The organism is Streptomyces sp. NPDC054961, assembly GCF_053609145.1.
Genome location: NZ_JBSGWY010000020.1, coordinates 66,414 through 88,334 on the forward strand (window position 1 = coordinate 66,414; position 21,921 = coordinate 88,334).

Annotated in this window: 18 protein-coding genes and 1 pseudogene; 5 read left to right on the forward strand and 14 right to left on the reverse strand. The window is 72.8% G+C overall.

The genetic code is table 11. From position 1 onward, the window contains the following. Positions 1–137 precede the first annotated feature (137 nt). Positions 138–1,841 (reverse strand): DUF885 domain-containing protein, encoded by a 1,704-nt coding sequence (locus ACWF9Z_RS19455; RefSeq protein ID WP_453603637.1) that lies wholly within the window; start codon positions 1,839–1,841, stop codon positions 138–140. Between the two features lie 48 nt (positions 1,842–1,889). Next, on the reverse strand, positions 1,890–2,372 hold the full coding sequence (locus ACWF9Z_RS19460) for an Lrp/AsnC family transcriptional regulator (RefSeq protein WP_356653537.1): 483 nt from the start codon (positions 2,370–2,372) through the stop codon (positions 1,890–1,892). 60 nt (positions 2,373–2,432) lie between these two features. On the opposite strand from ACWF9Z_RS19460, the gene ACWF9Z_RS19465 reads away from it, so the two are divergent. Continuing rightward, positions 2,433–3,632: a trans-sulfuration enzyme family protein gene (locus ACWF9Z_RS19465; protein WP_453603639.1), complete on the forward strand. Its 1,200-nt coding sequence runs from the start codon at positions 2,433–2,435 to the stop codon at positions 3,630–3,632. Between the two features lie 112 nt (positions 3,633–3,744). On the opposite strand, the gene ACWF9Z_RS19470 is transcribed toward ACWF9Z_RS19465, so the two are convergent. The 3 genes and pseudogenes from ACWF9Z_RS19470 to ACWF9Z_RS19480 form a co-directional block, all read right to left on the reverse strand. Further along, on the reverse strand, positions 3,745–5,214 hold the full coding sequence (locus ACWF9Z_RS19470; RefSeq protein ID WP_453603641.1) for a GNAT family N-acetyltransferase: 1,470 nt from the start codon (positions 5,212–5,214) through the stop codon (positions 3,745–3,747). Positions 5,215–5,335: 121 nt separating this feature from the next. Further along, the gene (locus ACWF9Z_RS19475; protein ID WP_453603643.1) at positions 5,336–6,937 is read right to left on the reverse strand and encodes an alkaline phosphatase D family protein; all 1,602 of its coding nucleotides are present in this window, start codon (positions 6,935–6,937) and stop codon (positions 5,336–5,338) included. Between the two features lie 225 nt (positions 6,938–7,162). After that, a pseudogene (locus ACWF9Z_RS19480) lies at positions 7,163–7,995 on the reverse strand (alpha/beta fold hydrolase). Positions 7,996–8,294: 299 nt separating this feature from the next. Here ACWF9Z_RS19480 and ACWF9Z_RS19485 point away from each other — a divergent pair. Then, positions 8,295–9,053: a GntR family transcriptional regulator gene (locus tag ACWF9Z_RS19485; protein ID WP_453603645.1), complete on the forward strand. Its 759-nt coding sequence runs from the start codon at positions 8,295–8,297 to the stop codon at positions 9,051–9,053. Between the two features lie 221 nt (positions 9,054–9,274). Here the strand turns inward: ACWF9Z_RS19485 and ACWF9Z_RS19490 are convergent, their stop codons facing one another. The 3 genes from ACWF9Z_RS19490 to ACWF9Z_RS19500 form a co-directional block, all read right to left on the reverse strand. Further along, the gene (locus ACWF9Z_RS19490) at positions 9,275–10,432 is read right to left on the reverse strand and encodes an ROK family transcriptional regulator (RefSeq protein ID WP_453603646.1); all 1,158 of its coding nucleotides are present in this window, start codon (positions 10,430–10,432) and stop codon (positions 9,275–9,277) included. A gap of 120 nt (positions 10,433–10,552) precedes the next feature. Continuing rightward, entirely contained in the window at positions 10,553–11,203 is a 651-nt protein-coding gene (locus tag ACWF9Z_RS19495) for a response regulator (protein ID WP_453603648.1), read from the reverse strand. A 4-nt stretch (positions 11,204–11,207) separates the two neighbouring features. Further along, positions 11,208–12,401, reverse strand: a complete 1,194-nt coding sequence (locus ACWF9Z_RS19500) for a sensor histidine kinase (RefSeq protein ID WP_453603650.1) — start codon at positions 12,399–12,401, stop codon at positions 11,208–11,210. A gap of 108 nt (positions 12,402–12,509) precedes the next feature. On the opposite strand from ACWF9Z_RS19500, the gene ACWF9Z_RS19505 reads away from it, so the two are divergent. Together ACWF9Z_RS19505 and ACWF9Z_RS19510 are read left to right on the forward strand one after the other, a co-directional pair. Next, positions 12,510–13,421: an ABC transporter ATP-binding protein gene (locus tag ACWF9Z_RS19505; RefSeq protein WP_453603652.1), complete on the forward strand. Its 912-nt coding sequence runs from the start codon at positions 12,510–12,512 to the stop codon at positions 13,419–13,421. Positions 13,422–13,449: 28 nt separating this feature from the next. Further along, on the forward strand, positions 13,450–14,199 hold the full coding sequence (locus tag ACWF9Z_RS19510) for an ABC transporter permease (protein ID WP_453603654.1): 750 nt from the start codon (positions 13,450–13,452) through the stop codon (positions 14,197–14,199). 101 nt (positions 14,200–14,300) lie between these two features. On the opposite strand, the gene ACWF9Z_RS19515 is transcribed toward ACWF9Z_RS19510, so the two are convergent. The 6 genes from ACWF9Z_RS19515 to ACWF9Z_RS19540 all read right to left on the reverse strand — a co-directional run bounded on the left by ACWF9Z_RS19515 (position 14,301) and on the right by ACWF9Z_RS19540 (position 21,151). Continuing rightward, a complete protein-coding gene (locus ACWF9Z_RS19515) occupies positions 14,301–15,530 on the reverse strand; it encodes a serine hydrolase domain-containing protein (RefSeq protein ID WP_453603656.1) in 1,230 nt (409 codons plus the stop codon). Positions 15,531–15,712: 182 nt separating this feature from the next. Further along, complete coding sequence (mug, locus tag ACWF9Z_RS19520) at positions 15,713–16,285, reverse strand: G/U mismatch-specific DNA glycosylase (protein ID WP_453603740.1); 573 nt, start codon at positions 16,283–16,285, stop codon at positions 15,713–15,715. Next, a complete protein-coding gene (gene purB, locus ACWF9Z_RS19525; protein ID WP_453603658.1) occupies positions 16,282–17,715 on the reverse strand; it encodes an adenylosuccinate lyase in 1,434 nt (477 codons plus the stop codon). The genes mug and purB overlap by 4 nt, the downstream gene beginning before the upstream one ends. A 144-nt stretch (positions 17,716–17,859) precedes the next feature. Next, complete coding sequence (locus ACWF9Z_RS19530; protein WP_453603660.1) at positions 17,860–18,651, reverse strand: SGNH/GDSL hydrolase family protein; 792 nt, start codon at positions 18,649–18,651, stop codon at positions 17,860–17,862. 140 nt (positions 18,652–18,791) lie between these two features. Then, a complete protein-coding gene (locus tag ACWF9Z_RS19535) occupies positions 18,792–19,811 on the reverse strand; it encodes a hemolysin family protein (protein ID WP_453603662.1) in 1,020 nt (339 codons plus the stop codon). Then, positions 19,808–21,151, reverse strand: a complete 1,344-nt coding sequence (locus tag ACWF9Z_RS19540) for a hemolysin family protein (protein WP_453603663.1) — start codon at positions 21,149–21,151, stop codon at positions 19,808–19,810. The genes ACWF9Z_RS19535 and ACWF9Z_RS19540 overlap by 4 nt, the downstream gene beginning before the upstream one ends. 214 nt (positions 21,152–21,365) lie before the next feature. Here ACWF9Z_RS19540 and ACWF9Z_RS19545 point away from each other — a divergent pair, with 214 nt between their 5' ends. After that, complete coding sequence (locus ACWF9Z_RS19545) at positions 21,366–21,791, forward strand: GNAT family N-acetyltransferase (RefSeq protein ID WP_453603665.1); 426 nt, start codon at positions 21,366–21,368, stop codon at positions 21,789–21,791. Positions 21,792–21,921: the final 130 nt, after the last annotated feature.

Sequence of the window (21,921 nt, forward strand, 5' to 3'; positions counted from 1 at the left end):
CTCGGCTCGAGCCCCGGGGGGGGGGGGGGGGGGGGGGCCGCGCGCGGGGGGGGGGGGGGGGGGCCGCCCCCCGCCCGCCCGCCCCCCCCCCCCCCCCGCGGGCCCCCCCCCCGGACCGTGCGCACGGGACCTGCCGGTCAGAGCTTCGACAGCTCGTCCACCAGGTCGTCGAGGCCGAGCGAACCCTGGGACAGCGCCGCCATGTGCCACGCCTTCAGGTCGAAGGAATCGCCGTGCGCGGCCCGCGCGTTGTCACGGCCCAGCAGCCAGGCGCGCTCGCCCAGCTTGTAACCGATGGCCTGGCCCGGCATCGACAGGTAGCGGGTCAGCTCGCTCTCGACGAAGTCACCCGGCCGGCCGCTGTGCAGGCCGAAGAACTCCTGCGCCAGGTCCACCGTCCAGCGCTCGCCCGGGTGGAACGGCGAGTCCGCCGGGATCTCCAGGCCGAGGTGCATGCCGATGTCCACGATGACCCGCGCGGCACGCATCATCTGGCAGTCCAGGTAGCCGAGCCGCTGCTCGGCGTCCTTGAGGTAGCCCAGCTCGTCCATCAGCCGCTCCGCGTACAGCGCCCAGCCCTCGGCGTTGGCGCTGACGAGACCGACGCTGGCCTGGTAGCGGGAGAGCTGGTCCGCGACGTGCGTCCACTGCGCCAGCTGGAGGTGGTGGCCCGGAACGCCCTCGTGGTACCAGGTGGAGACCAGGTCGTACACGGGGAAGCGGGTCTGGCCCATCGTCGGCAGCCAGGTGCGCCCCGGACGGGAGAAGTCCTCCGAGGGGTTCGTGTAGTACGGGGCCGCCGCGCCGCCCGGAGGGGCGATCCGCGACTCCACCTTCTTGACCCGCTCGGCGAGTTCGAAGTGGGTGCCGTCCAGGTTCTCGATGGCCTCGTCCATGAGGCCCTGCAGCCAGGCCTGGACCTCGTCGACGCCGTCGATGTGGGTGCCGTGCTCGTCCAGGTGCTTGAGCACCTCCCAGGGGCCGGCGTCGGGGAGGATCTTGGCGGCTTCCGACTTCATCTCGGCGAGCAGCCGGTGGTACTCGGACCAGCCGTAGGCGTAGGCCTCGTCCAGGTCCAGGTCCGTGCCGTTGAAGTAGCGCGACCAGCGGGCGTAGCGCTCGCGGCCCACCGGGTCCGGCTGTCCCTCGACGGCGGGGGCGTACACGTCCCGCATCCAGTCGCGGAGTTCGACGACGGCGCCGGTCGCGGCGGCTGCCGCCTCGTCGAGCTCGGCGCGCAGCGCGTCCGGGCCGCCCGCGGCGAACTCGGCGAAGAACGCCTCGCCGTCGCCGTTCTCGCCGGCCCAGCCGGTGAGCTGCTCGATGAAGGTGGCGGTGGGGCGCGGGCTGCCGTACAGGCCGCGGTCCAGGCCGAGCGCGAGGCACTCGCGGTAGCCCGCGTAGGCGGCCGGAACGGCGCGCAGCCGCTCCGCGATGGCGGCCCATTCCTCGTCCGTGTCGGCCGGGGTCAGGGTGAAGACCTCGCGGACCGAGTGCGCCGGGGAGTGGATGTTGCTGACCGCCCGCAGGTCCTCGTCGGCCTCGAAGACCGCGATCTCGGCGGTGAGGCGCTCGCGCAGCAGGCGGGCGCAGCGGCGCTCGACATCGCTGTCGGCACCCGGCCGGCGCTCGGCGGCGTCGAGCAGCGCGAGGGTCGAACGGGACAGCTCGGCGGCCGCGGCGCGGCCCGCCGGGGAGAGGTCCGGAAGCTTGCCGGAGCTGGCGGCGACACCGAGGTAGGTGCCCGTGATCGGGTCGATGGCGATGAGCTCGTCGACGTAGGCGTCGGCGACCTGGCGGGGCAGCCGAGCGGCGCCGTCACTGTGGAGGATGTCTGACATGCGGCCATCTTCGTACGTGAGACGGGCTCGCGTCATCACCAAATGCCCTCAGCCTGCTGACATGGGGGGCAGCAAGGGCCCGCAGTCCCATTCCTGGAAGATCAACCGGGTCTCCACGCGGGCGACTTCGCGCCGCGAGGTGAACTCGTCGAGGACCAGCCGCTGGAGCTCGCCGGGATCGGAAACGGCCACGTGAACGAGGTAGTCGTCGGGGCCCGTCAGATGGAAGACGGCTCGCGAGGCGGTCAGCGAGCGCACCCGCTCGACGAACGGACCGATCAGCTCACGCCGGTGCGGGCGCACCTGTATGAGCAGCAGCGCCTCCAGGCCCCGCCCCAGCTTGGCGGGATCCAGCCTGAGCCGGTTGCCGAGGATGATCCCCGAGCGGCGCATCCGGGCGACTCGGTCGAGACAGGTCGACGCCGCGATGCCGACCTCGGCGGCGAGATCGCGATAGGTGGACCGGGCGTCGTTCTGCAGAAGCCGCAGAATGTGCAGGTCGACCGGGTCCAGCGCGACGGATTCGGACATTGGCCGAACGTAGCACGGCGTTTTCACGCCCCGGCCGTGGCGCCGCACACAGTACGGCCCATGGAGACGAACGCCCAGACCGCACGACGGTCACTGGCCACCGAAGCCGTTCATGCCGGACGCGAGGACCTCGCCGGGCTCGGACTGCACGCGCCTCCGCTCGATCTGTCGACGACCTACCCGTCGTACGACAGCCGGGCGGAGGCCGCTCGCATCGACGCGTTCGCTACCACCGGAGCCCGGCCCGAGGGCCCGCCGGTCTACTCCCGGCTGGACAACCCGACCACCGCCCGCTTCGAGACGGCCCTGGCCCGGCTCGAAGGCACCGAGAGCGCCGTCGCCTTCGCGAGCGGAATGGCCGCGCTGTCGGCCTGCCTGCTGGTGCGGGGGATGAAGGACCTGCGTCACGTGGTCGCCGTACGACCGCTCTACGGGTGCAGCGACCACCTGCTGAGCAGCGGCCTGCTCGGCACCACGGTGACCTGGGTGGATCCGGCGGGCATCGCCGACGCCATCCGGCCCGACACCGGGCTCGTCATGATCGAGTCGCCCGCCAACCCCACCCTCGCGGAGATCGACCTGCGGGCCGCCGCGTACGCCTGCGGGAACGTGCCGCTGCTCGTGGACAACACCTTCGCGACCCCCGTCCTGCAGCGGCCGGCCGAGAGCGGGGCCCGCCTGGTGCTGCACAGCGCCACCAAGTACCTGGGCGGGCACGGGGACGTCCTCGGCGGGGTCGTGGCCTGCGACGAGGAGTTCGCCCGGCAGCTGCGCCAAGTCCGGTTCGCCACCGGCGGGGTGCTCCACCCGCTGGCCGCCTACCTGCTGCTCCGCGGGCTCTCGACGCTCCCCGTCCGGGTAAGGGCGGCCTCCGCGAGCGCCGCCGAACTCAGCCGCAGGCTCGAGGCGGACCCGCGCGTGCTGCGGGTGCACTACCCGCGGATCGGCGGGGCCATGGTCGCCTTCGAGACGGCCGGGGACCCGCACGAGGTGATCGCCTCGGTCCGGCTGATCACACCGGCGGTCAGCCTGGGCAGTGTCGACACCCTCATCCAGCACCCGGCCTCCATCAGCCACCGCATCGTGGCCGAGGGCGACCGGCACGCCTCGGGCGTCAGCGACCGGCTGCTGCGCATGTCGGTCGGGCTGGAGGACGTGGACGACCTGTGGGCCGATCTGGACCAGGCGCTGGACCGGGCCGTGGGCCGCGGAGGCACCGGGGACCGCGCGGACGCGGACCGTCCGGCCCTGGTCCGCTAGATCGTCCCTTCGGATCTTGCCGGACACCGCGGGCCCGGCAAGATCCGAAGAGCCGGCCCGGCGCCGTGACCGGCACACCTCGCCGGTCACGGCACCGGGACCCGGATCGCGCTCAGTGCCGCGTACGGGGCAGCGCGCGGGCTTCGGCCGGGAGCTCGCACGGGAGCTCGTACGGGAGCCGGGAGATGACCGGGGTCGCGTCCAGCCGGGCCGTGATCACCAGGGTGCCCTCCTCGATCTGGTAGTCCAGGGGCAGGCCGAGGCCGCGCATGGCGGCGACCATGCCGGTGTTCGAGGCCTGGGTGACGGCGTACACGCTGTCGCACCCGGCCTCGACGGCCATCCCGATCAGCCGGCCGAGCAGCTCGGTGCCGATGCCCCGGCGCTGCCAGTCGTCCTCGATGAGCAGCGCGACCTCGGTCTCGTCGCCGTCCCAGAGCAGGTGGCCGAGGGCGACGAGCTTGCCGGAGGCGGTGGTCGCGGCGAGCGTACGGCCGAAGCGCGGGCTCAGCAGGTGGCCGAGGTAGCGGTCGGCGTCGACGACGGGCCCGTGGTAGCGCAGGGACAGGGTGCGTTCCGAGCAGCGGTCGTGCATCGCGCGGGCGGCCGGCAGGTCGGAGCCGTCGGCGCGGCGCACGGTGATCTCGTTGCCCTCGGGCAGGGTCAGGACGTCCTGGCTGCGCGGGACGCGCGGCCCGAGCCGGGCGTCGAGCTCGACGAGCGCACGGGCGCGGGCGAACTCGGTCGGGGTGAACGGCAGGTAGGGCCGCTCGACGGTGATCGCACCGCCCGAGGGGTCGCGCAGCCGCATGACGGTGGCCTCGAGGACCCCTTCGACCGGCGCGTCGGCGCCGGCGTTGGGGCGCCCCGAGAGGGTGGTCGCGGGAATCGAGTGGATGGTGCAGCGGCCGAGCAGCTGGCGCAGCGCGAGGGGCAGCTCGGCGGCGTCCAGCGCGGTGCGGGTGGCCAGGCCCAGGACGCGGGTCGGGGCGTCGACGAGGTCGTGGGCGTCGGCGCGCTCGATCCAGGTGCTGTGGCCGCCGGCTCCGGCGACGGCCCGGGTCAGCTCGGCGGAGGGCAGCTGCTGCGGAGCGCGCAGCAGGAACTCGTCCACCGTGCCGCCCTCGGCGAGCGGGTGCGTCTGGAGGGTCAGGATGTCGACCCCGCTCCGGGCGAGGGCGGCGCAGATCACGGCGAGACTGCCGGGCTCGTCGCGCACGGTCGTCCGCATCCGCCACAGGCTGGTGGTGAGCGCGGGGTCCTCGGCCGTTCCGGCGGCGCCCGCACCGGCGGCCGTGGCCGTCCCGGTGACGGGGGCCGCGCCCGGATCGGTGGGCGCCGTGCTCGTGGGCGGGGGCGCATGGCTGTGGCGCCGTGCCCACCACGTGTGGAACGCCGCCGTGACCAGGAGGGCGAGGGCGGAGGCGACGAGCAGCACGGGGCCGCGCGGGCCGTGCACGACGAGATTGGCGATGCCGTCGGCGACGGCCACGGCGCAGAAGAGGGCGGCGAGTTCGACGACGTCCCGGCGCCAGTGGTGGCGGTGGGGACGCTGGGCAGGGGTAGCAGTACGCTCAGTCATGCAGACCACTGTGACCCAGGGGTGTTGCGTGATCACGAACGATCTGTGACCGATGGGTTAAGGATCCATCTGGTCGATTTCGCCCTGTTTTCCGGCTGATGTCGGACGCGGGGCGCATCCGCTACTGCCCCACCCGTCCGGGCCGCAGCGTCTGGGTGAACAGCACACCGCCCCCCTGGCGCCGCAAGCGGACCGTGAGCTCGCCGCCTTCGCCGTCGATCTCCACCTCGCCGTAGTACGGGGGGTTCTCGGCCGGGGACATGTTGGCGAGCGGAGCGGACTGGACGTACGCCGTCCGCGGGCCGAACGTGGCGTCGAGCGGGCCCGCCGGGAACCCGCCCGCCCCGATGGGGCCGGAGACGAACTCCCAGAACGGCTCGAAGTCGGTGAAGGCGGCCCGCTCGGGCGCGTAGTGGTTCGCGGCCGTGTAGTGGACGTCCGCGGTGAGCCAGAGGGTGCCGGTGATGCGCTGGTGCTTGATGTGGCGCAGGAGCTCGGCGATCTGGAGCTCGCGGCCGAGCGGCGCGCCCGGGTCCCCCTGGGCGACGGCCTCGAAGTTCGCGGCACCGTCGGCGACCACGATCCCCAGCGGCATGTCGGCGGCGATGACCTTCCAGGTGGCGCGGGAACGCGAGAGCTCGCGCTTGAGCCAGGCCAGCTGCTCGGGGCCGAGGATCCCGATGGGGTCGTCGGTCTGGCGGCCGGGGGAGTTGGCGTCGCGGTGGGTGCGCATGTCGAGGACGAAGACGTCGAGCAGCGGGCCGTGGCGCATCACCCGGTACATCCGGCCCTCGGCGCGGCCGCCGCGCAGGTCGGTGACGGGGAAGTACTCGCCGAAGGCCCGGCGGGCCCGCCCGGCGAGGGTGTCGACGTCCTTCACGGTGTAGCGGGGGTCGTCGAGGATCTGCCCCGGGTACCAGTTGTTGCGGACCTCGTGGTCGTCCCACTGCGCGAGGACGGGGACCTGGGCGTTGAAGTCGCGCAGGTTGCTGTCGAGCAGGTTGTAGCGGAAATTGCCGCGGTACTCGGCGAGGGTCTCGGCGACCTTGGCCTTCTCCTCGGTCGTCACGTTGTGCCAGAGGGTGCCGTCGCGCAGGGGTACGGAGGCCTGGATCGGGCCGTCGGCGTAGATGGTGTCCCCGCTGAAGAGGAAGAAGTCGGGGTCGCGCAGCCGCATTTCGTCGAAGACGCGGTAGCCGCCCAGACCGGGGTTGATGCCCCAGCCCTGGCCGGCGAGGTCCCCGGACCACAGGAAGCGCACGTCGCGGCGGCGGGAGGCGGGGGTGGTGCGGAACGTGCCGTGGACCGGCTCGCCGGTGCGGCGCAGGTCGTCGGGGTCGGCGAGGACGACCCGGTAGTGGACCTGCTGGCCGGGCGGGAGTTCGCGCAGCGTGGTGGTGCCGGTGAAGTCGGTGTCGGGGCCGAGGAGCGGGCCGCGGTGGCGGCGGACGGCGTAGCGGAACGACTCGCTCGGGGAGGTCTCCACGTACATCCGCGCGAGCCGGTCGGAGCGCGTCCAGACGGTGGCCGAGTGGGCGGTGATCTCCCCGGACTGGACGCCCCAGAGGGCGTTCGGGCGGCCGGACCGGGCGAGGGCCGGGGCGGAGGCGGCGTAGGCCGGGGCGGTGAGGGCGCCGGTGAGGGCGCTGGACAGGGCGAGGCCCACGGGAACGGCGAGGGAGCCGCCGAGCAGGGACCGTCGGGTGTGCGGAATCGGTGCCATCGGTGCGTCTCCAGAGGCCGGCGGGGGCGGGGCCGGACCAGCGTGCCGCCGTACACCGGCGGCACACCGGCACGGCCGCGTCGCCCACGCGAACCGTGTGTGAACACTGATGGGCGGACCGAGGGGGCCGGGAGGGACGAACGCGAACGGATGGCGGGGCGAGGGGACGAAGGGGCCACCGGGCGAAGGGGCGTAAGGGCGAAGGGGCGCCACCGGGCCAACCGGTCAGCGGGCGGCGCGGGCCGTGTCCAGGATGACGCGGGCGACCAGGGCCGGGTCGTCGTTCATCGGGACGTGGCCGCAGTCCGGGAGGCGGACGAGGCGTGCGCCGGGGATGGTGTGCTTGGCGCGTATGCCCTGGCGGCGCAGGAGCAGCCGGTCGCGGGTGCCCCAGGCGATGGTGACCGGGAGACCGGGCAGGTCGTCGGTGAACCGTACGGAGCCGCCCGCCGCCAGCGTGTGCTCGAAACCGGTGGCCTCGCGCAGGGCAACGGTCTCGGCGACCACGGCGGCGGGGGAACGGCGGGCAGGGCGTGCGTAGATGGTGCCGGTGAGCGCCGCCCGGCCGGCTGCGCTGCGCGAGAGCCGCTCCACGGCGGGCAGGGGCAGCACGGCGGCGCCGGCGCGCAGCGCGCGGAGCGCGGCGAAGGCGTAACGGCGCTCGCCCTCCGTCCAGAACCCGGCGGGGGAGAGCGCGGTGACCGAGCGGGCCAGGCCGGCCCGGCCCAGCTCGAGCAGCCCGCCGAGGGAGTTGCCCGCGACGTGCGGGCGCTCGACACCGAGGGCGGAGCCGAGCGCGCCGAGTGCGGAGGCGACGGTGGCGAGGCTGTACGGGACCCCGTGGGGCAGCGGCTCCGAGACGCCGAAGCCGGGCAGATCGACGGCGATCAGTCGTGCTCGGCGGACAGGATGTCGGTGACCGGGTGCCAGGCCTGGAGGTGGTGGCCGATGCCGTGGAGCAGGAGGAGCGGTTCGCCCGTGCCCTTGCGTTCGTAGGCGGCGGTGGCGGTGCGGGGGCCCAGCGGCGAGTCGATCGTGAAGGAGACCGTGGCGGTCATGCTGCTCCTCGTCGGGAATCGGGTGGACGCGTACGAGACGGATGGTCAGGAGTGTCTCCCGCCATGATTACCGCCCGGTAGTCCCCGTCAACAAGGGTTCCGAACCCGGGGGACCGCGAACATCCCGTGAACGGCTTGCCACATATGCCCGGTGTGCCCGGCAAAGGCATGAGGATTGGTCTTGACCAAGGGGGTGCGCCGTCCTATCGTCGCAGGGATAGTGCAGGAACCTTTAATAAACAAGGGCGCGGAACTGCCGCTGGAACACGGCGATTGCAGCGATGGCAGGAGGAGTCAGGGTGGGGACCACGCAGCTCGAATCGGTGCCGGAGCCGAAGTACTGGCACCTGAAGACCGTCCTCAGCGAGGCACTCGACCAGGACTTCGCCGTCGGCGAGGTCCTGCCGAACGAGCGGGACCTCGCCGCCCGCTTCGGCGTCGCCCGCGCGACCCTGCGTCAGGCCCTGGAGCAGCTGGAGCTCGAAGGCCGTCTCCAGCGCCGTCGCGGCGTCGGCACCACGGTCGCCCCGCCGCGCGTGGGTGTGGACGTCGGCAGCGCGCAGCACGGCTGGCCCGGCGAGAGCACCGACGGCTGGGAACCGGTGGACGCGGCGGAAGCCGTGCCGGGCGTGGCCGTCCTGAGGCTCCTCGGCAGCGCCCCGGGCGAACTGGTCCTCGCGGTGCGCCGGACCCGCGTCGAGCAGGGTCAGGTCGTCGCGGCCGAGCTGCTGTACGTCCCGGCCGCCTCGGTGCCCGGACTCTCCGCGATCGACGCTCCGGCCGGTCCGGCGCGCGCCCGCGCCGTCCTGCGCGAGCTGCAGCGGCTCGTCCTCGACGGGCAGGACCGCTCGGTGGAGCTCGGGTCGGCGCGCGCGGACGACGCGAAGGAACTGGACCGACTGCCCGGCGCGCCGGTCCTCGTGGTCACCACCCGCTACTTCACGGCGGCGGGGACCGCGGCCGTCTCGGTGGCCACCTACCGTGCGGACACCTGCCGGCTCACCTTCGGTGACTCGGGCGACGTGCAGATCACCCACGACGAGCGCGCCGCTTCCTGAACCGCGGGCCGGCCCTCCGCGGAGGGCCGGCCGGATCGGCCTCGGCCTCGGTCGGGACCGCGGTCGGTCGGCCGTCCGTCTTCCCGCCCGCCCGGCCGTCTACCCGTTCGCCCGTCCGCCTGCATGCATGTGTGCGTGCCGGGATCGTCGGAGCCGGAGCCGGAGCCGACCGTGCACCCGAGGACCCGGACCGCGCACCGTACGGCCCGCCCCGCGTGGAATCAGCGGCGGCGGGCCGTCACCGTTTTCTCCACCGCGAACAGCTCTTCCTCGACGTGGTCCAGCGCCAGCCGCAACGCTCCCGTCGCGACCGCCGCCTCACCCAGCAGGGACAGGGCCACGCGGGGCGGGCGCAGGCAGTAGCGCTCCAGCTCCCGGCGCAGGGGTTCCAGGACCCCGTCCAGCCCGGCGGCCCAGCCGCCGACCACGACCAGCTCCGGATCCATCGCCAGGACCAGCGCCGCCACGTCGTGGACCAGCCGCTGGAGGAACCGCTCCACCGCGGCCACCGCACGCGCGTCGCCGCGCCTGGCCATCGCGAAGACCTCGGCTACGGCCGGTTCGTCCAGCGGATGCAGCGGCTCGCCGGTCGTCGACAGCAGTCGTTCCGGCGTGGCCTCGCGGCCCAGCAGGTGCAGGGCGCCGATCTCTCCGGCGGCCCCGCCGAAACCGCGGTGCAGCCGGCCGCCGATCAGTGATCCCGCACCGGGGCTGAGCCCGGCCATGACGAAGACCATGTCGTCGGTGTCGGACGCCGCGCCCTTCCAGTGCTCGGCCACCGCCGCGGCATTCGCGTCGTTCTCCACCTGTACCGGGCAGCGGAAGGAGCGGCGCAGCCGTTCCCCGAGCGGCAGCCCGGTCCAGCCGGGCAGCGCCGTACCGAGCCGGACGGTGCCGTCGGCCTCCACGATCCCTGGACTGCCCACGCCGACCGCCCGAAGGGAGTCGCGGGGCACCCCGGCCTTGCGCAGCAGGTCGGCCACCGCCGTGCGGACCTTCTCCAGCCGCTCGTCGGCGGACGCCGTCTCGGCGACCTCCTTGGTGCCGGCCCCGATCACCCGCCCGTCCAGACCGGACAGCAGCACCGCGATCCTGTGCGAGCCGATCTCCACGCCGAGCAGGTGCCCGGCCTCGGCCCGGAAGCGGAACCGCCTGGCCGGCCGGCCCTGGCGCCGCGCCCCTTCCTCCGCACCGGCCTCGACGACGAGCCCGGTGCCGATGAGTCCCTCGACGACCCCCTCGACGGTGGGCCGGGAGAGCCCGGTCACCCGTGTGAGGTCGGTGAGGGTCGGCGCCTCGGCCGCGCGCAGTGCCCGCAGTACCACGGCGGAATTGATCCGCCGGAGCAGCGAGGGGTCCCCGCCGGTCAGCTGCCCCAACGTGTGTCCTCCCAGCGAGCGAGCGTGTCAGGCGGATCGTACTGCGGACCCGGCACGACGGCGAGAAGCAGCCCCCCATCGGCCGGAATCCGTCCTTCCCCGCCCGTGTCCCGGCGACGGTCAGGCAGGGGCGACGAAGCCCGACTCGTACGCGGCGATCACGGCCTGGGTCCGGTCCCGCGCCCCGAGCTTCGCCAGGATCGCGCTCACGTGGGATTTCACCGTCTCCGTCCCGACGATCAGCTCGCGGGCGATCTCGATGTTGGTCAGTCCCTTCGACATCAGCCGCAGCACGGCCGCCTCCCGGTCGGTCAGCGCGGCCCGCTCCAGCACCGTCCGCGCCTGCTGGTTGCCGTACTCGGCGGCCAGGGAGCGCACCGCCGCCGGGAAGAGCAGCGTCTCGCCCTCCGCCACCAGCCGTACCGCGTGCACGATCTCCGACGGCCGGGCCCGCTTCAGCAGGAACCCGTCCGCGCCGGCGCGCAGTGCCTGGTAGACGTACTCGTCGTTCTCGAACGTGGTGACCACGAGGATCTTCGGCGGGGAGTCCACGGAGCGCAGGACCGCCCGGGTCGCCTCGATCCCGTCGAGCAACGGCATCCTGACGTCCATGGCCACGACGTCCGGTCGCAGCTGCCGCACGAGCGGGACCACCGAGGCGCCGTCGGCGGCTTCTCCGACCACCTCGATGTCGGGCTGGGCGTCCAGGACGGCGCGCAGACCCGCGCGCACCAGGGGTTCGTCGTCGACGAGGAGTACGGTAACCGGCATCCGGTCAGCGTATTCGCTCCAGCGGAAGCCGTGCGCGCACCCTCCAACCCCCTTGGTACAGACCGGTCTCGGCCTCTCCGCCCAGCAGCGCCGCCCGCTCCCGCATTCCGCGCAGCCCGGTGCCGCAGCCGGTCATGACGGTGGGCCGGTCCGGCAGCGCATTGGTCACCTCCAGGTCCAGCCGGTCGGCGACCATGCCGATCCTTACCCGTACGGGTACGGGGCCGCAGTGCCTCAGCACATTGGTGAGCGCCTCCTGCAGGATCCGGTACCCCTCCTGGGTGACCGGTCCCGGCAACTGGTCGAGAGGGCCGACCAGTTGTGCGTCGACCTCGGAGCCCGAGGCGCGCGCCGACTCGAGCAGCCGGTCGGCCTCCGCCAAGGTCGGCCGCTGGGAGGGCCGTTGGCCGGACTCCCGCAGGACGAGCAGCACCCGCTCCAGGTCCTCCAGCGCGGCCCGGCCCGTCTCCTCGATCGCGCTCAGCGCGCGGTCGGTGAACTCCGGGTCGCCCGCCGCCCGCGCGGCCCCCGCCTGGACGACCGCCACGGTCAGTGCGTGGCCGATGGAGTCGTGCAGCTCACGCGCGATGCGGGTGCGCTCCAGCAACTGCTCGGTCCGCTGCTCCAGGGCGCTGACCCGCTCCGCCGCCGTCGGGCCTAGCAGCCGGCGGCCGATGACGGTGATCGCCTCGCCGAGCAGGATCACGAGGACGAGCAGCAGGACCAGCGGCACGGGCGCGAGCAGCCATGCCGCCCAGGACGGGGGAACGATGGGCAGAATGCTCTCCGCGCCGAGCCTTCCGGTGAGCGCGGCCATGATCAGATCGACCGTCAGCACCGGCAGCCACACCGACACCATCAGGGTGGCCAGCGAGAGGACGAGCCGTATCTCCAGCCACAGCAAGGTCCGCCAGCGGTCGCTCCACTTCTTGGACGGGAGGGCGCTGAAACTGTGCTCCTCGGGCTCCGGCGTGGTCCCGGGACCCCGCGCGGGCGGACTGAGGAGGAACTGCGCCTGGAGCCCCTCGGCCATCCGCATCCAGGGCAGCAGCCCCAGCGGTATGACGAGGACCAGCGGTACCCACGGAGCCTCGGGCTCTATGAACATCCACACGGCCAGCATCAAGTTGGGCACGCACAGATGCACCCAGCGGGAGTAGGTCACTGGGCGCAGTGCGGCGCGCATGAGTCGGTGCATCCCCCCATCGTGGCAGTCCGAGGGCAGCACGCGGCTCCCCCACGTGGGGGAGGGAGAACCCTCGCTTGGGGGAGGAAGAGGGGTGGGGCCGGCGGCCAACCTTGAGACATGAACAGCATCGAGATCCGAGAACTGACCAAGGAATTCGGCCGGACCCTGGCCGTGGACCACCTCACCTTCGATGTCATGCCCGGCCGCGTCACCGGTTTCCTCGGACCGAACGGCGCCGGGAAGTCGACCACGATGCGGCTGCTGCTGGGCCTGGACCGGATCACCTCCGGCACGGCCACCATCGGCGGCCGGCGGTTCACCGAACTTCCCGATCCCCTCCACCGGGTGGGCGCGCTGCTGGACGCGCAGTCGGCGCACGGCGGCCGCTCGGCCCGGGACCACCTCCGGTTCCTCGCCGCGGCCAACCGCATTCCGATGAGCCGGGTGGAGGCGGTCCTCGAGCAGTCGGGCATCGCCTCGGCGGCCAAGCGGCGGATCAAGACCTTCTCGCTCGGCATGCGCCAGCGCCTCGGTATAGCCGCGGCACTCCTCGGGGATCCCGAAGTGCTGCTGCTGGACGAGCCGACCAACGGGCTCGACCCCGAAGGCATCATCTGGATCCGCGAGCTCATGCGCGGCCTGGCCGCCGAGGGGCGCACGGTCCTCGTCTCCAGCCACCTGATGACCGAGACCGCGGCCCTCGCCGACCACCTGGTCGTACTCGGGGAGGGCAAACTGCTGGCCGACACCTCGATGGAGGAGTTCATCGACGCCCGCAGCACCCCGAGGGTCCGGCTGCGCACCACCGACCCGGCCCGGCTGCGGGCGGCCCTGGCCCGCGACGACTTCGAACTGGTCGGCGCCGAGGCAGGGCGGTGGACCGTGGACGGCATACAGGCCGAGCGACTCGGTGTGATCGCCGCCCGTGAAGGCATTCCGATGCTGGAACTGGTCGACGAGAGGGCCTCGCTGGAGCAGGCCTATCTCGACCTGACCGCAGGCAGTGCCCAGTTCGCCGCCACCCGCTGACCCCACCCTTCCAAGGAGAGGCCTCCCCATGAGCACCGTTCTGCCCACCGTCCCCGTCCTGCATTCGGAATGGATCAAGATACGGTCCCTGCGCGGCACCTTCGGGGCGCTGATGTGCGTCTTCGCCGTCACGGTCGGGATCCAGGCGCTGACCACCGCGATGATCGGCCAGGAAGAGGCCGGCAGCATGGGGGACGATCCGCTCCTCGGGGCCTTCTACAGCCTCAACTTCGGGCAGATCGCCGCCTTCGCCTTCGGCGCGACCGCGCTGTCCAGCGAGTTCCACAACGGCGCCCTGCGGACCTCGCTGACCGCGGTGCCGAACCGTGCGCGGTTCTACCTGTCCAAGTTGGCCATGGTGGGCGGGGCCGCCCTCGTGGTCGGCCAGCTCACCGCACTGGCCACCTTCTTCGCCGGGCAGGCGTTCATGGGCCCCTACGCCCTGGACCCGGGCAGCCCGGGTGCCTGCCGTGCGATATTCGGCTGCGGCATGTACCTGGCGTTGATGGCCCTGCTGGCGGCCGGGCTGACGGCGGTGCTGCGCAGTGCGACCGCGGTCCTGAGCCTGCTCATACCCCTCACGCTGATCGTGTCCTTCGTGCTGGGCGCGGTCTCCGAGGGCGTAGCCCAGTTCCTGCCGGACCGTGCGGGCCAGATGATGATGCGGCTGGACACCTCCGTGGGCCTCGCCCCCTGGGCGGGTCTGGGGGTGCTGACCCTGTGGACCCTGGCCGCGGTGACCGCCGGCTGGCTGTCCGTGCGGCGCCGGGACGCGTGACGCCGGGGGCGGCCGAAGCGCCCGGCCCACCGGAACACGATCGACCGGCTCCGGTACGTGAAGTGTCCCGAGGAGCCGGTCGGTTCGGAGGCGGGGCGCGATCAGCTGGGCTTGGGACCCAGGGGCTTGTGGCCGGGGTACACGTGGTCGGGGGTGACGATCTGGGTGACCGCCTGACCGAAGAGCGTGCTGGGCTCCTGGCCGTCGGTCTGGCTGTCGGTATTGAGGAGGATGACCATCGTCGCCCGCGCCTCGGGCAGGTAGACGGGGAGGACCTCGTAGCCGGGGATCGAGCCGTTGTGGCCGATCCAGCCCTGGACGTTGAAGATGCCGAGCCCGTAGCCGTCACCGGGAAGGTTCATGGGGGTGGTCTTCAGGCGCTCGGCCTGCGTCGCGGGTGTCAGGAGCGTCCCGGTGGCGAGGGTGTGTGCCCAACTGCGCAGGTCCTGGAGGTCGGAGATCATCTCTCCGGCGGCCCAGGCCCAGGAGGGGTTCCAGCCGGTCGAGTCCACGGTCCTGCCCGAGGCCGTCTGGTTCGTGTAGCCCTGTGCGCGGGGCGCCGGGATCGCGGGGCTGGTGGGGAAGACCGTGCGGTGCAGTCCGGCCGGCTCCAGGACGTTCTTCTGGATGACCTCGTGGAGGGGGCGGCCGGTGATCTTCTCCACCACCAGGCCGAGCAGGATCAAGTTGGTGTTGGAGTAGTCGAACTCCGCACCCGGCTGGAACTGCACGGGATTCTTGAAGGAGTAGCCGAGCAACTGCCGCGGCGTGAAGGACTGAGACGGATCGGCTTGGAGCTTCTTGATGAAGTCCTCGTCCTCGCTGTAGTTGTAGAGCCCGCTGCGCATGCCGGCCAGTTCGCGCAGGGTGATGCGGTCCCCGTTCGGGACCCCGGCGATGTAGGTGCTGATCGGGTCGTCCAGGCCGGCCTTCCCCTGGTCGACCAGCTGGAGGAGGGCGGTGACCGTGAACGTCTTGGTCTCGCTGCCGATCCGCACGTGGAGATCGGGCTTCATCGGCGCGCCGGTCGCCTTGTCCGCCACGCCGAAGCTCTTCACGTAGCTTCCCTTGCCGGGGGCCCACAGGCCCACGGTCACGCCCGGCACCCCTGTCTCGCGCATGACCCGGCGGACGGCCGCGTCCAGCTGCGCGGCGACGGCCGGTGTGAGCTGAGGGAACTCCGCTCCGGTGTCCGGGGAGGGAGCGGCGGGGGCAGAGGGCGGCGGGGCGGTCGTCCCGTACGCGGAGCCCACGGCGGCCGGGGCGAGGAGGACGCTCGCGGCCGCGACGGCCACACAGGCCCGGCGCAGTCGCGTGGGGGTCGACTTCACAGCGGTCTCCTGTCGTCCGTGGACCCAGGCAACCAAGCGTAGGCCCGGGCCACCCCCGTCGCGCGGCGAGCCGCCGGCCGCGGTTCCGGTGCCGCGTCGGCGACGTCTGCCCGTCGAACACGGCGTTCGGCACGGCGAGAGTGCGTGCCGCGCGTCGGACGGGGCGAACGCTGCCCGACCCCCTAGGTGCCCGAGGCGGAGGCGGAGGCGGAGGCGGAGTCGGCGTCGGCGGCCGCGCGGAGGCGGGCGTACTCGAGGGACATGGACTCGGCGGTCCAATGGGCGTTGAGGCCGCTGGGGTTGGGGAGGGCCCAGACGCGAGTGGAGCCGATGGTGCGCTCCTGGGGACCGATCTGGGCCTTCCGCTCACCAAAGGCGGTGCGGTAGGCGGTGACGCCGACCACGGCCAGCCACTGGGGGTGCAAGAGCTCGACCTTGGCCGTCAGGACGCGGCCGCCCTCGCGGAACTCTTCGGCGCTCAGCTCGTCGGCGCGCGCGGTGGCACGGGCCACCACGTTGGTGATGCCGAGGCGGTAGGTGAGCAGTTCCTCCTGCTCTGCCGGGGCCAGGCGGCGCGGGGTGAAACCCGACAGGTGCAGGACCGGCCAGAAGCGGTTGCCGGGGCGGGCGAAGTGGTGGCCCGTCGCGGCGGAGAGCAGCCCCGGGTTGATGCCGCAGAAGAGCACACGAAGACCGCCCGCGACCACGTCCGGGAGGACGCGGTCGCGGGCGGCGTTCAGCTCGTCGGGAGTCAGAGGATCGACCCCGGGGTGTAGCCGGCGGCCTCCGGGTGCTCCTTGGTGATCTCCTCGATGCGGGAGACCACGGAGGCGACCTGGTCGCCCGCCGCACCGGTGAAGGACAGCTTGTCGGCCATCAGGGCGTCCAGCTGGGCCCGGTCCAGCGGCATCCGCTCGTCGGCGGCCAGCTTGTCCAGCAGCTCGTTGCGCTCGGCGCCCTGCTCGCGCATGGCGAGGGCGGAAGCCACCGCGTGCTCCTTGATGACCTCGTGGGCGGCCTCCCGGCCGACCCCGGCCCGCACCGCGCCCATCAGGACCTTGGTGGTGGCCAGGAAGGGCAGGTAGCGGTCCAGTTCGCGGGCCACGACGGCCGGGAAGGCGCCGAACTCGTCGAGGACCGTCAGGAAGGTCTCCATCAGGCCGTCGAGCGCGAAGAACGCGTCGGGCAGGGCGACCCGGCGGACCACTGAGCAGGAGACGTCGCCCTCGTTCCACTGGTCGCCGGCCAGCTCGCCGGTCATCGAGGCGTAGCCGCGCAGGATGACCATCAGGCCGTTCACGCGCTCGCACGAGCGGGTGTTCATCTTGTGGGGCATCGCGGAGGACCCGACCTGGCCGGGCTTGAAGCCCTCGGTGACCAGCTCGTGGCCGGCCATCAGGCGGATCGTCTTGGCGATCGAGGACGGGGCGGCGGCCAGCTGCACCAGGGCGGTGACCACGTCGTAGTCCAGCGAGCGCGGGTAGACCTGGCCGACCGAGGTGAAGGCCTGGCCGAAGCCGAGGTGGGAGGCGATGCGCTGTTCCAGGTCGGCGAGCTTCGAGGCGTCACCGCCCAGCAGGTCGAGCATGTCCTGCGCGGTGCCGACGGGGCCCTTGATCCCGCGCAGCGGGTAGCGGCCCAGCAGGTCCTCGAGGCGCCCGTAGGCGACGAGCAGTTCGTCGGCCGCGGTGGCGAAGCGCTTGCCCAGGGTGGTCGCCTGCGCGGCGACGTTGTGGGAGCGGCCCGCCATGACCAGCTCGGCGTGCTCGCCGGCCAGCTTGCCGAGCCGGGCGAGGACGGCGACCGTACGGTCCCGGGCCAGTTCCAGCGAGAGCCGGATCTGGAGCTGCTCGACGTTCTCGGTGAGGTCGCGGGAGGTCATGCCCTTGTGGACGTGCTCGTGGCCGGCGAGGGCGTTGAACTCCTCGATGCGGGCCTTCACGTCGTGCCGGGTGACCTTCTCGCGCTCCGCGATCGAGGCGAGGTCGACGGTCTCCAGGACGCGCTCGTAATCGGCGATGGCCTCGTCCGGGACCTCGATACCGAGGTCCTTCTGGGCGCGGAGCACGGCGAGCCACAGCCGCCGCTCCAGCGTCACCTTGTACTCGGGGGACCACAGGACGGCGAGCTCCGCGGAGGCGTAGCGGCCGGCCAGGACATTGGGGATGCGGGGCTTGGCAGTCACGTAGAGGGATTCTACTTGGGCCGCGGCTGTGTGTTTACGCAGGTAGGGACCCCGCCCCGGATTGTGCCTTGCTACGAGAGCCACGCCACGGCGTCACGGCCCCCGCGGCGCCACAGCCCCGGTCCCCCCGGCCCCGCCGCGCTCCTAGGAGAGCGGCTCGCCCCGCCAGGCCTCGTGGGCCAGCAGCTCCGGGCGCTTGGCCGGGCGGCCGTCCCCGCTGGAGCGGCCCGTCAGGCGGCGGCCGACCCAGGGGAGCAGGTGCTGCCGCGCGAAGCTGAGGTCCTGCGCGCGGCGCACGGCCCAGCCCGGCGGGACCGAGGGCGGCAGCTCGGTGCGCCAGTCGGCCTCGGGCGGCAGGCCCAGCGCCTGCCAGACCGCCTCCGCCACCCTGCGGTGGCCCTCGGCCGTCAGGTGCAGCCGGTCCACGTCCCACATCCGCGGGTCGCCGAGCACGGCGGCCCCGTACAGGTCCACCACGAGGGCGCCGTGCCGTGCGGCGAGCTCCTCGATGATGACGAAGAGCTCCTCCATGCGGGGGCGGAATCGTTCCATCACGGGCCCGTTGCGGCCCGGGGAACGCATCAGGACCAGCGTCTTGCAGGAGGGCGCCAGCAGGCCGACGGCCTCTTCCAGGTGCCCGCGCACGCGGCCCATGTCGACCTTGGGCCGCAGCGCGTCGTTCAGGCCGCCGACCAGGGTCACCACGTCGGCGCCCATCGCGGCGGCCGCCGGGGCCTGCTCCCCGGCGATCTGGCCGATGAGCTTGCCGCGGACCGCGAGGTTCGCGTAGCGGAAGCCGGGCTCGCGCGCCGCGAGGCGGTCGGCCAGCAGGTCGGCCCAGCCCCGGTAGGAGCCGTCGGGGAGCAGGTCGGACATGCCTTCGGTGAAGGAGTCGCCGACCGCGACAAGACTGGTGTAAGAGGCATTCATCTCCATGGCGGGAGCGATGCTACCGCGCGGTACCCCGGTCCCGCAGGCGGTACCGGGGTACCGGGGTACCGGAGCACCGTTACCGGAGCACCGTTACCGGGGTACCGGAGCACCGGCGTACCGCCACCGCCCGCGGGGGAGCGGGGCTAGGCCGAGGCCGGCCGGCCGAACAGCTCCCGCAGCACGTCCTCCATCGTGACCAGGCCCGTCATGGCGCCGTCGGCTCCGAGGACCGCCGCCAGGTGCGTACGGCTGCGCCGCATCGCGGTCAGTACGTCGTCCAGCGGGGTCTCCGCCCGCACCTGGGCGATCGGCCGCAACGCCGAGACCGGGAAGGGCTCGTCGCGCTCGGTCACGTCCAGGGCGTCCTTGACGTGCAGGTACCCCAGGATCCGGTGCTCCGCGTCGATCATGGGGAAGCGGGAGTACCCCGACGACGCCGACAACTGCTCCAGACCGGCCGGGGTGATGCCCTCGTGGGCCGGAACCACCCGGTCCGCGGGCAGCACCACATCGGTGACCGGCCTGCGCCCCAGCTCCAGGGCGTCGTGCAGCCGCTCGCTCGCCCGGTTGTCGATGAGCCCCGCGTTGCTGGAGTCCTTGACGATCCGCGCGAGCTCGTCGTCCGAGAAGGTCGCCGTGATCTCGCCCTTCACGTCCACCCGCAACAGGCGCAGCAGGGTGTTGGCGAAGGCGTTGACCGCGAAGATCACCGGCTTCAGGGCCCGGGCCAGGGCAACCAGCGGCGGACCCAGCAGCAGGGCGGTCCGCACCGGCTCGGCCAGCGCCACGTTCTTCGGCAGCATCTCGCCGAAGAGCATGTGCAGGTACGTCGCGAGGGCCAGCGCCACCACGAAGGAGATCGCGTGCGTCAGGCCGGCCGGCACTCCGAAGAAGTCGAACGCGGGGGTCAGCAGGTGCGCGATGGCCGGCTCGGCCACCACACCCAGCACCAGGGTGCACAGGGTGATGCCCAACTGGGCGGCCGCCATCAGCGCGGACACGTGCTCCAGGGCCCACAGCACCGACTTGGCGCGCCGGTCACCCTGCTCGGCGTACGGCTCGATCTGGCTGCGCCGGACCGAGATCAGCGCGAACTCCGCGCCGACGAAGAAGGCGTTGACGACGAGGGTCGCCAGGCCGATCAGCAACTGGACGGCGGTCATCGCGCCTCCTCCCCGTCGTTGTCACGCGTGGTGGGCTCGGCCGGCACGTGCAGGAGCACCCGCGCCGCCCGCCGCCCGCCGGCGTCCACCACGTCCAGGCGCCAGCCGTCCAGCTCCAGGCTGTCGCCGACCACGGGGATCCGCCCGAGCTGGGTCGCTATCAGGCCCGCCAGGGTCTCGTACGGGCCGTCCGGCACGCGCAGGCCGATCCGCTGGAGCTGGTCGGTGCGCGCGGACCCGTCCGCGGAGTACAGCGCGCGCCCCGAGTCGTCCACGCCGGCCGCGTCCAGATCGGGGATCTCGTGCGGGTCGTGCTCGTCGCGGACCTCGCCGACGACCTCCTCGACGATGTCCTCCAGCGTGACCACTCCGGCCGTGCCGCCGTACTCGTCGATGACCACGGCCATCGTCTGCTTGCCGGACAGCCGGTCCAGCAGCCGGTCCACGGTGAGCGACTCCGGAACGAGCAGGGGCTCGCGCAGCAGCTGCGACACCGGACGGCGGTGCCGCTCCGCCGCGGGCAGGGCCAGGACGTCCTTGATGTGGACGGTGCCGACGACGCTGTCGAGGCTGCCCCGGTAGACGGGGAAGCGGGACAGGCCGGTCGCGAGGGTCGCGTTCGCCACGTCCTCGGCGCTGGTCTGTACGTCGAGGGCGGTGACCTGGACGCGCGGGGTCATGACGTTCTCCGCGGTCAGGTCGGCGAGGTTGAGGGTCCGCACGAACAGCTCGGCGGTGTCCTTCTCCAGGGATCCCGCCTTCGCGGAGTGCCGGGCCAGGGCCACCAGCTCCTGCGCGGTGCGCGCCGAGGCGAGCTCTTCGGCGGGCTCCAGGCCGAACCGGCGCACCATGTGGTTCGCCGTGGTGTTGAGATGGCTGATCAGCGGCCTGAACGCACGGGAGAAGACCCGCTGCATGGTGGCGACGCGCTTGGCGACGGCCAGGGGCGAGGAGATCGCCCAGTTCTTGGGCACCAGCTCGCCGACGACCATCAGGACGACGGTGGACAGCACGGTGCCGAGGATCAGGGCGGTGGAGGACGCGGCCCCGGCGGACAGCCCCATGGCCTCGAAGGGGCCCTTGAGCAGGGCGGCGATCGAGGGCTTGGAGATCATGCCGATGACCAGGCCGGTCACGGTGATGCCGAGCTGGGCGCCGGAGAGCTGGAAGGTCAGGCTGCGGACGGCGGTCAGTGCGCTCTCGGCGCCGCGCTCGCCGCGCTCGACGGCCTCCTCCAGCTCGCTGCGCTCGACGGTGGTCAGCGAGAACTCGGCCGCGACGAAGACTCCGCAGGCAAGGCAGAGCAGCAGCGCCAGGAGGAGCAGGAGCACTTCGGTCATCGGTCGTTCACCTCCGTCCCATGATCGGCCAGGAGGAGTGCCGTCGCGCGGTGTCGTGCGGGGGGATGAAGGGGACGGGGAGGCTCGCCCATGGGCGGACGCTCACACCTTTCGTTTCGGAGAGGAAGGGAACTGACGCCTACAGGGTAAAGGAAGGGCAAAGCGATCGGATCATTCTTTTGGCGGACCCCCTCGGGGGTGATGGGATCCACGCATGAACGATCTTCGCATCGCACCCGCATCGGCGGCCGATCTCGCAGCCGTCCTCGACTTCTGGAAGGCAGCCGCCGAGGGCACGAGTATCAGCGATGACCTCGACGGCGTCGAGCGCCTCCACGCCCGCGATCCGCAGGCGCTGCTGCTCGCGCGCCGCGAGGGCGAACTGGTCGGCACGGTCATAGCGGGGTTCGACGGCTGGCGCTGCCATCTCTACCGGCTCGCGGTGCACCCGGACCACCGCCGCCGGGGGATCGGGTCGGCGCTGCTCGCCGCCGCCGAGCAGCGGTTCGCGGCGCTCGGCGGACGGCGGGCGGACGCGATGGTGCTGGACCGCAACGAGCGCGGCCACAGGGCGTGGGAGGCCGGGGGATACCACCCGGAAGACCACTGGACCCGCTGGGTCAAGCCGCTGAACGGATGACGGAGCGGCCGGCGCGGACCTCCGGGCGGGGCCGCCCGCCCCGCCGGGGCCGGTGAGGCCCCGTCCGCCGTGACCTCACCGGCTGTCGGCCGGCCGGCCCCGTCGGGCACGCCGGCCGGTCTCGTCGGCC

Bases quoted from the DNA above. Each gene is read 5' to 3' on its own strand.
- ACWF9Z_RS19455 (WP_453603637.1), bottom strand. From the start codon at position 1,841: ATGTCAGACATCCTCCACAGTGACGGCGCCGCTCGGCTGCCCCGCCAG.
- ACWF9Z_RS19460 (WP_356653537.1), bottom strand. From the start codon at position 2,372: ATGTCCGAATCCGTCGCGCTGGACCCGGTCGACCTGCACATTCTGCGG.
- ACWF9Z_RS19465 (WP_453603639.1), top strand. From the start codon at position 2,433: ATGGAGACGAACGCCCAGACCGCACGACGGTCACTGGCCACCGAAGCC.
- ACWF9Z_RS19470 (WP_453603641.1), bottom strand. From the start codon at position 5,214: ATGACTGAGCGTACTGCTACCCCTGCCCAGCGTCCCCACCGCCACCAC.
- ACWF9Z_RS19475 (WP_453603643.1), bottom strand. From the start codon at position 6,937: ATGGCACCGATTCCGCACACCCGACGGTCCCTGCTCGGCGGCTCCCTC.
- ACWF9Z_RS19495 (WP_453603648.1), bottom strand. From the start codon at position 11,203: ATGCCGGTTACCGTACTCCTCGTCGACGACGAACCCCTGGTGCGCGCG.
- ACWF9Z_RS19500 (WP_453603650.1), bottom strand. From the start codon at position 12,401: ATGCACCGACTCATGCGCGCCGCACTGCGCCCAGTGACCTACTCCCGC.
- ACWF9Z_RS19505 (WP_453603652.1), top strand. From the start codon at position 12,510: ATGAACAGCATCGAGATCCGAGAACTGACCAAGGAATTCGGCCGGACC.
- ACWF9Z_RS19510 (WP_453603654.1), top strand. From the start codon at position 13,450: ATGAGCACCGTTCTGCCCACCGTCCCCGTCCTGCATTCGGAATGGATC.
- ACWF9Z_RS19530 (WP_453603660.1), bottom strand. From the start codon at position 18,651: ATGGAGATGAATGCCTCTTACACCAGTCTTGTCGCGGTCGGCGACTCC.
- ACWF9Z_RS19535 (WP_453603662.1), bottom strand. From the start codon at position 19,811: ATGACCGCCGTCCAGTTGCTGATCGGCCTGGCGACCCTCGTCGTCAAC.
- ACWF9Z_RS19540 (WP_453603663.1), bottom strand. From the start codon at position 21,151: ATGACCGAAGTGCTCCTGCTCCTCCTGGCGCTGCTGCTCTGCCTTGCC.
- ACWF9Z_RS19545 (WP_453603665.1), top strand. From the start codon at position 21,366: ATGAACGATCTTCGCATCGCACCCGCATCGGCGGCCGATCTCGCAGCC.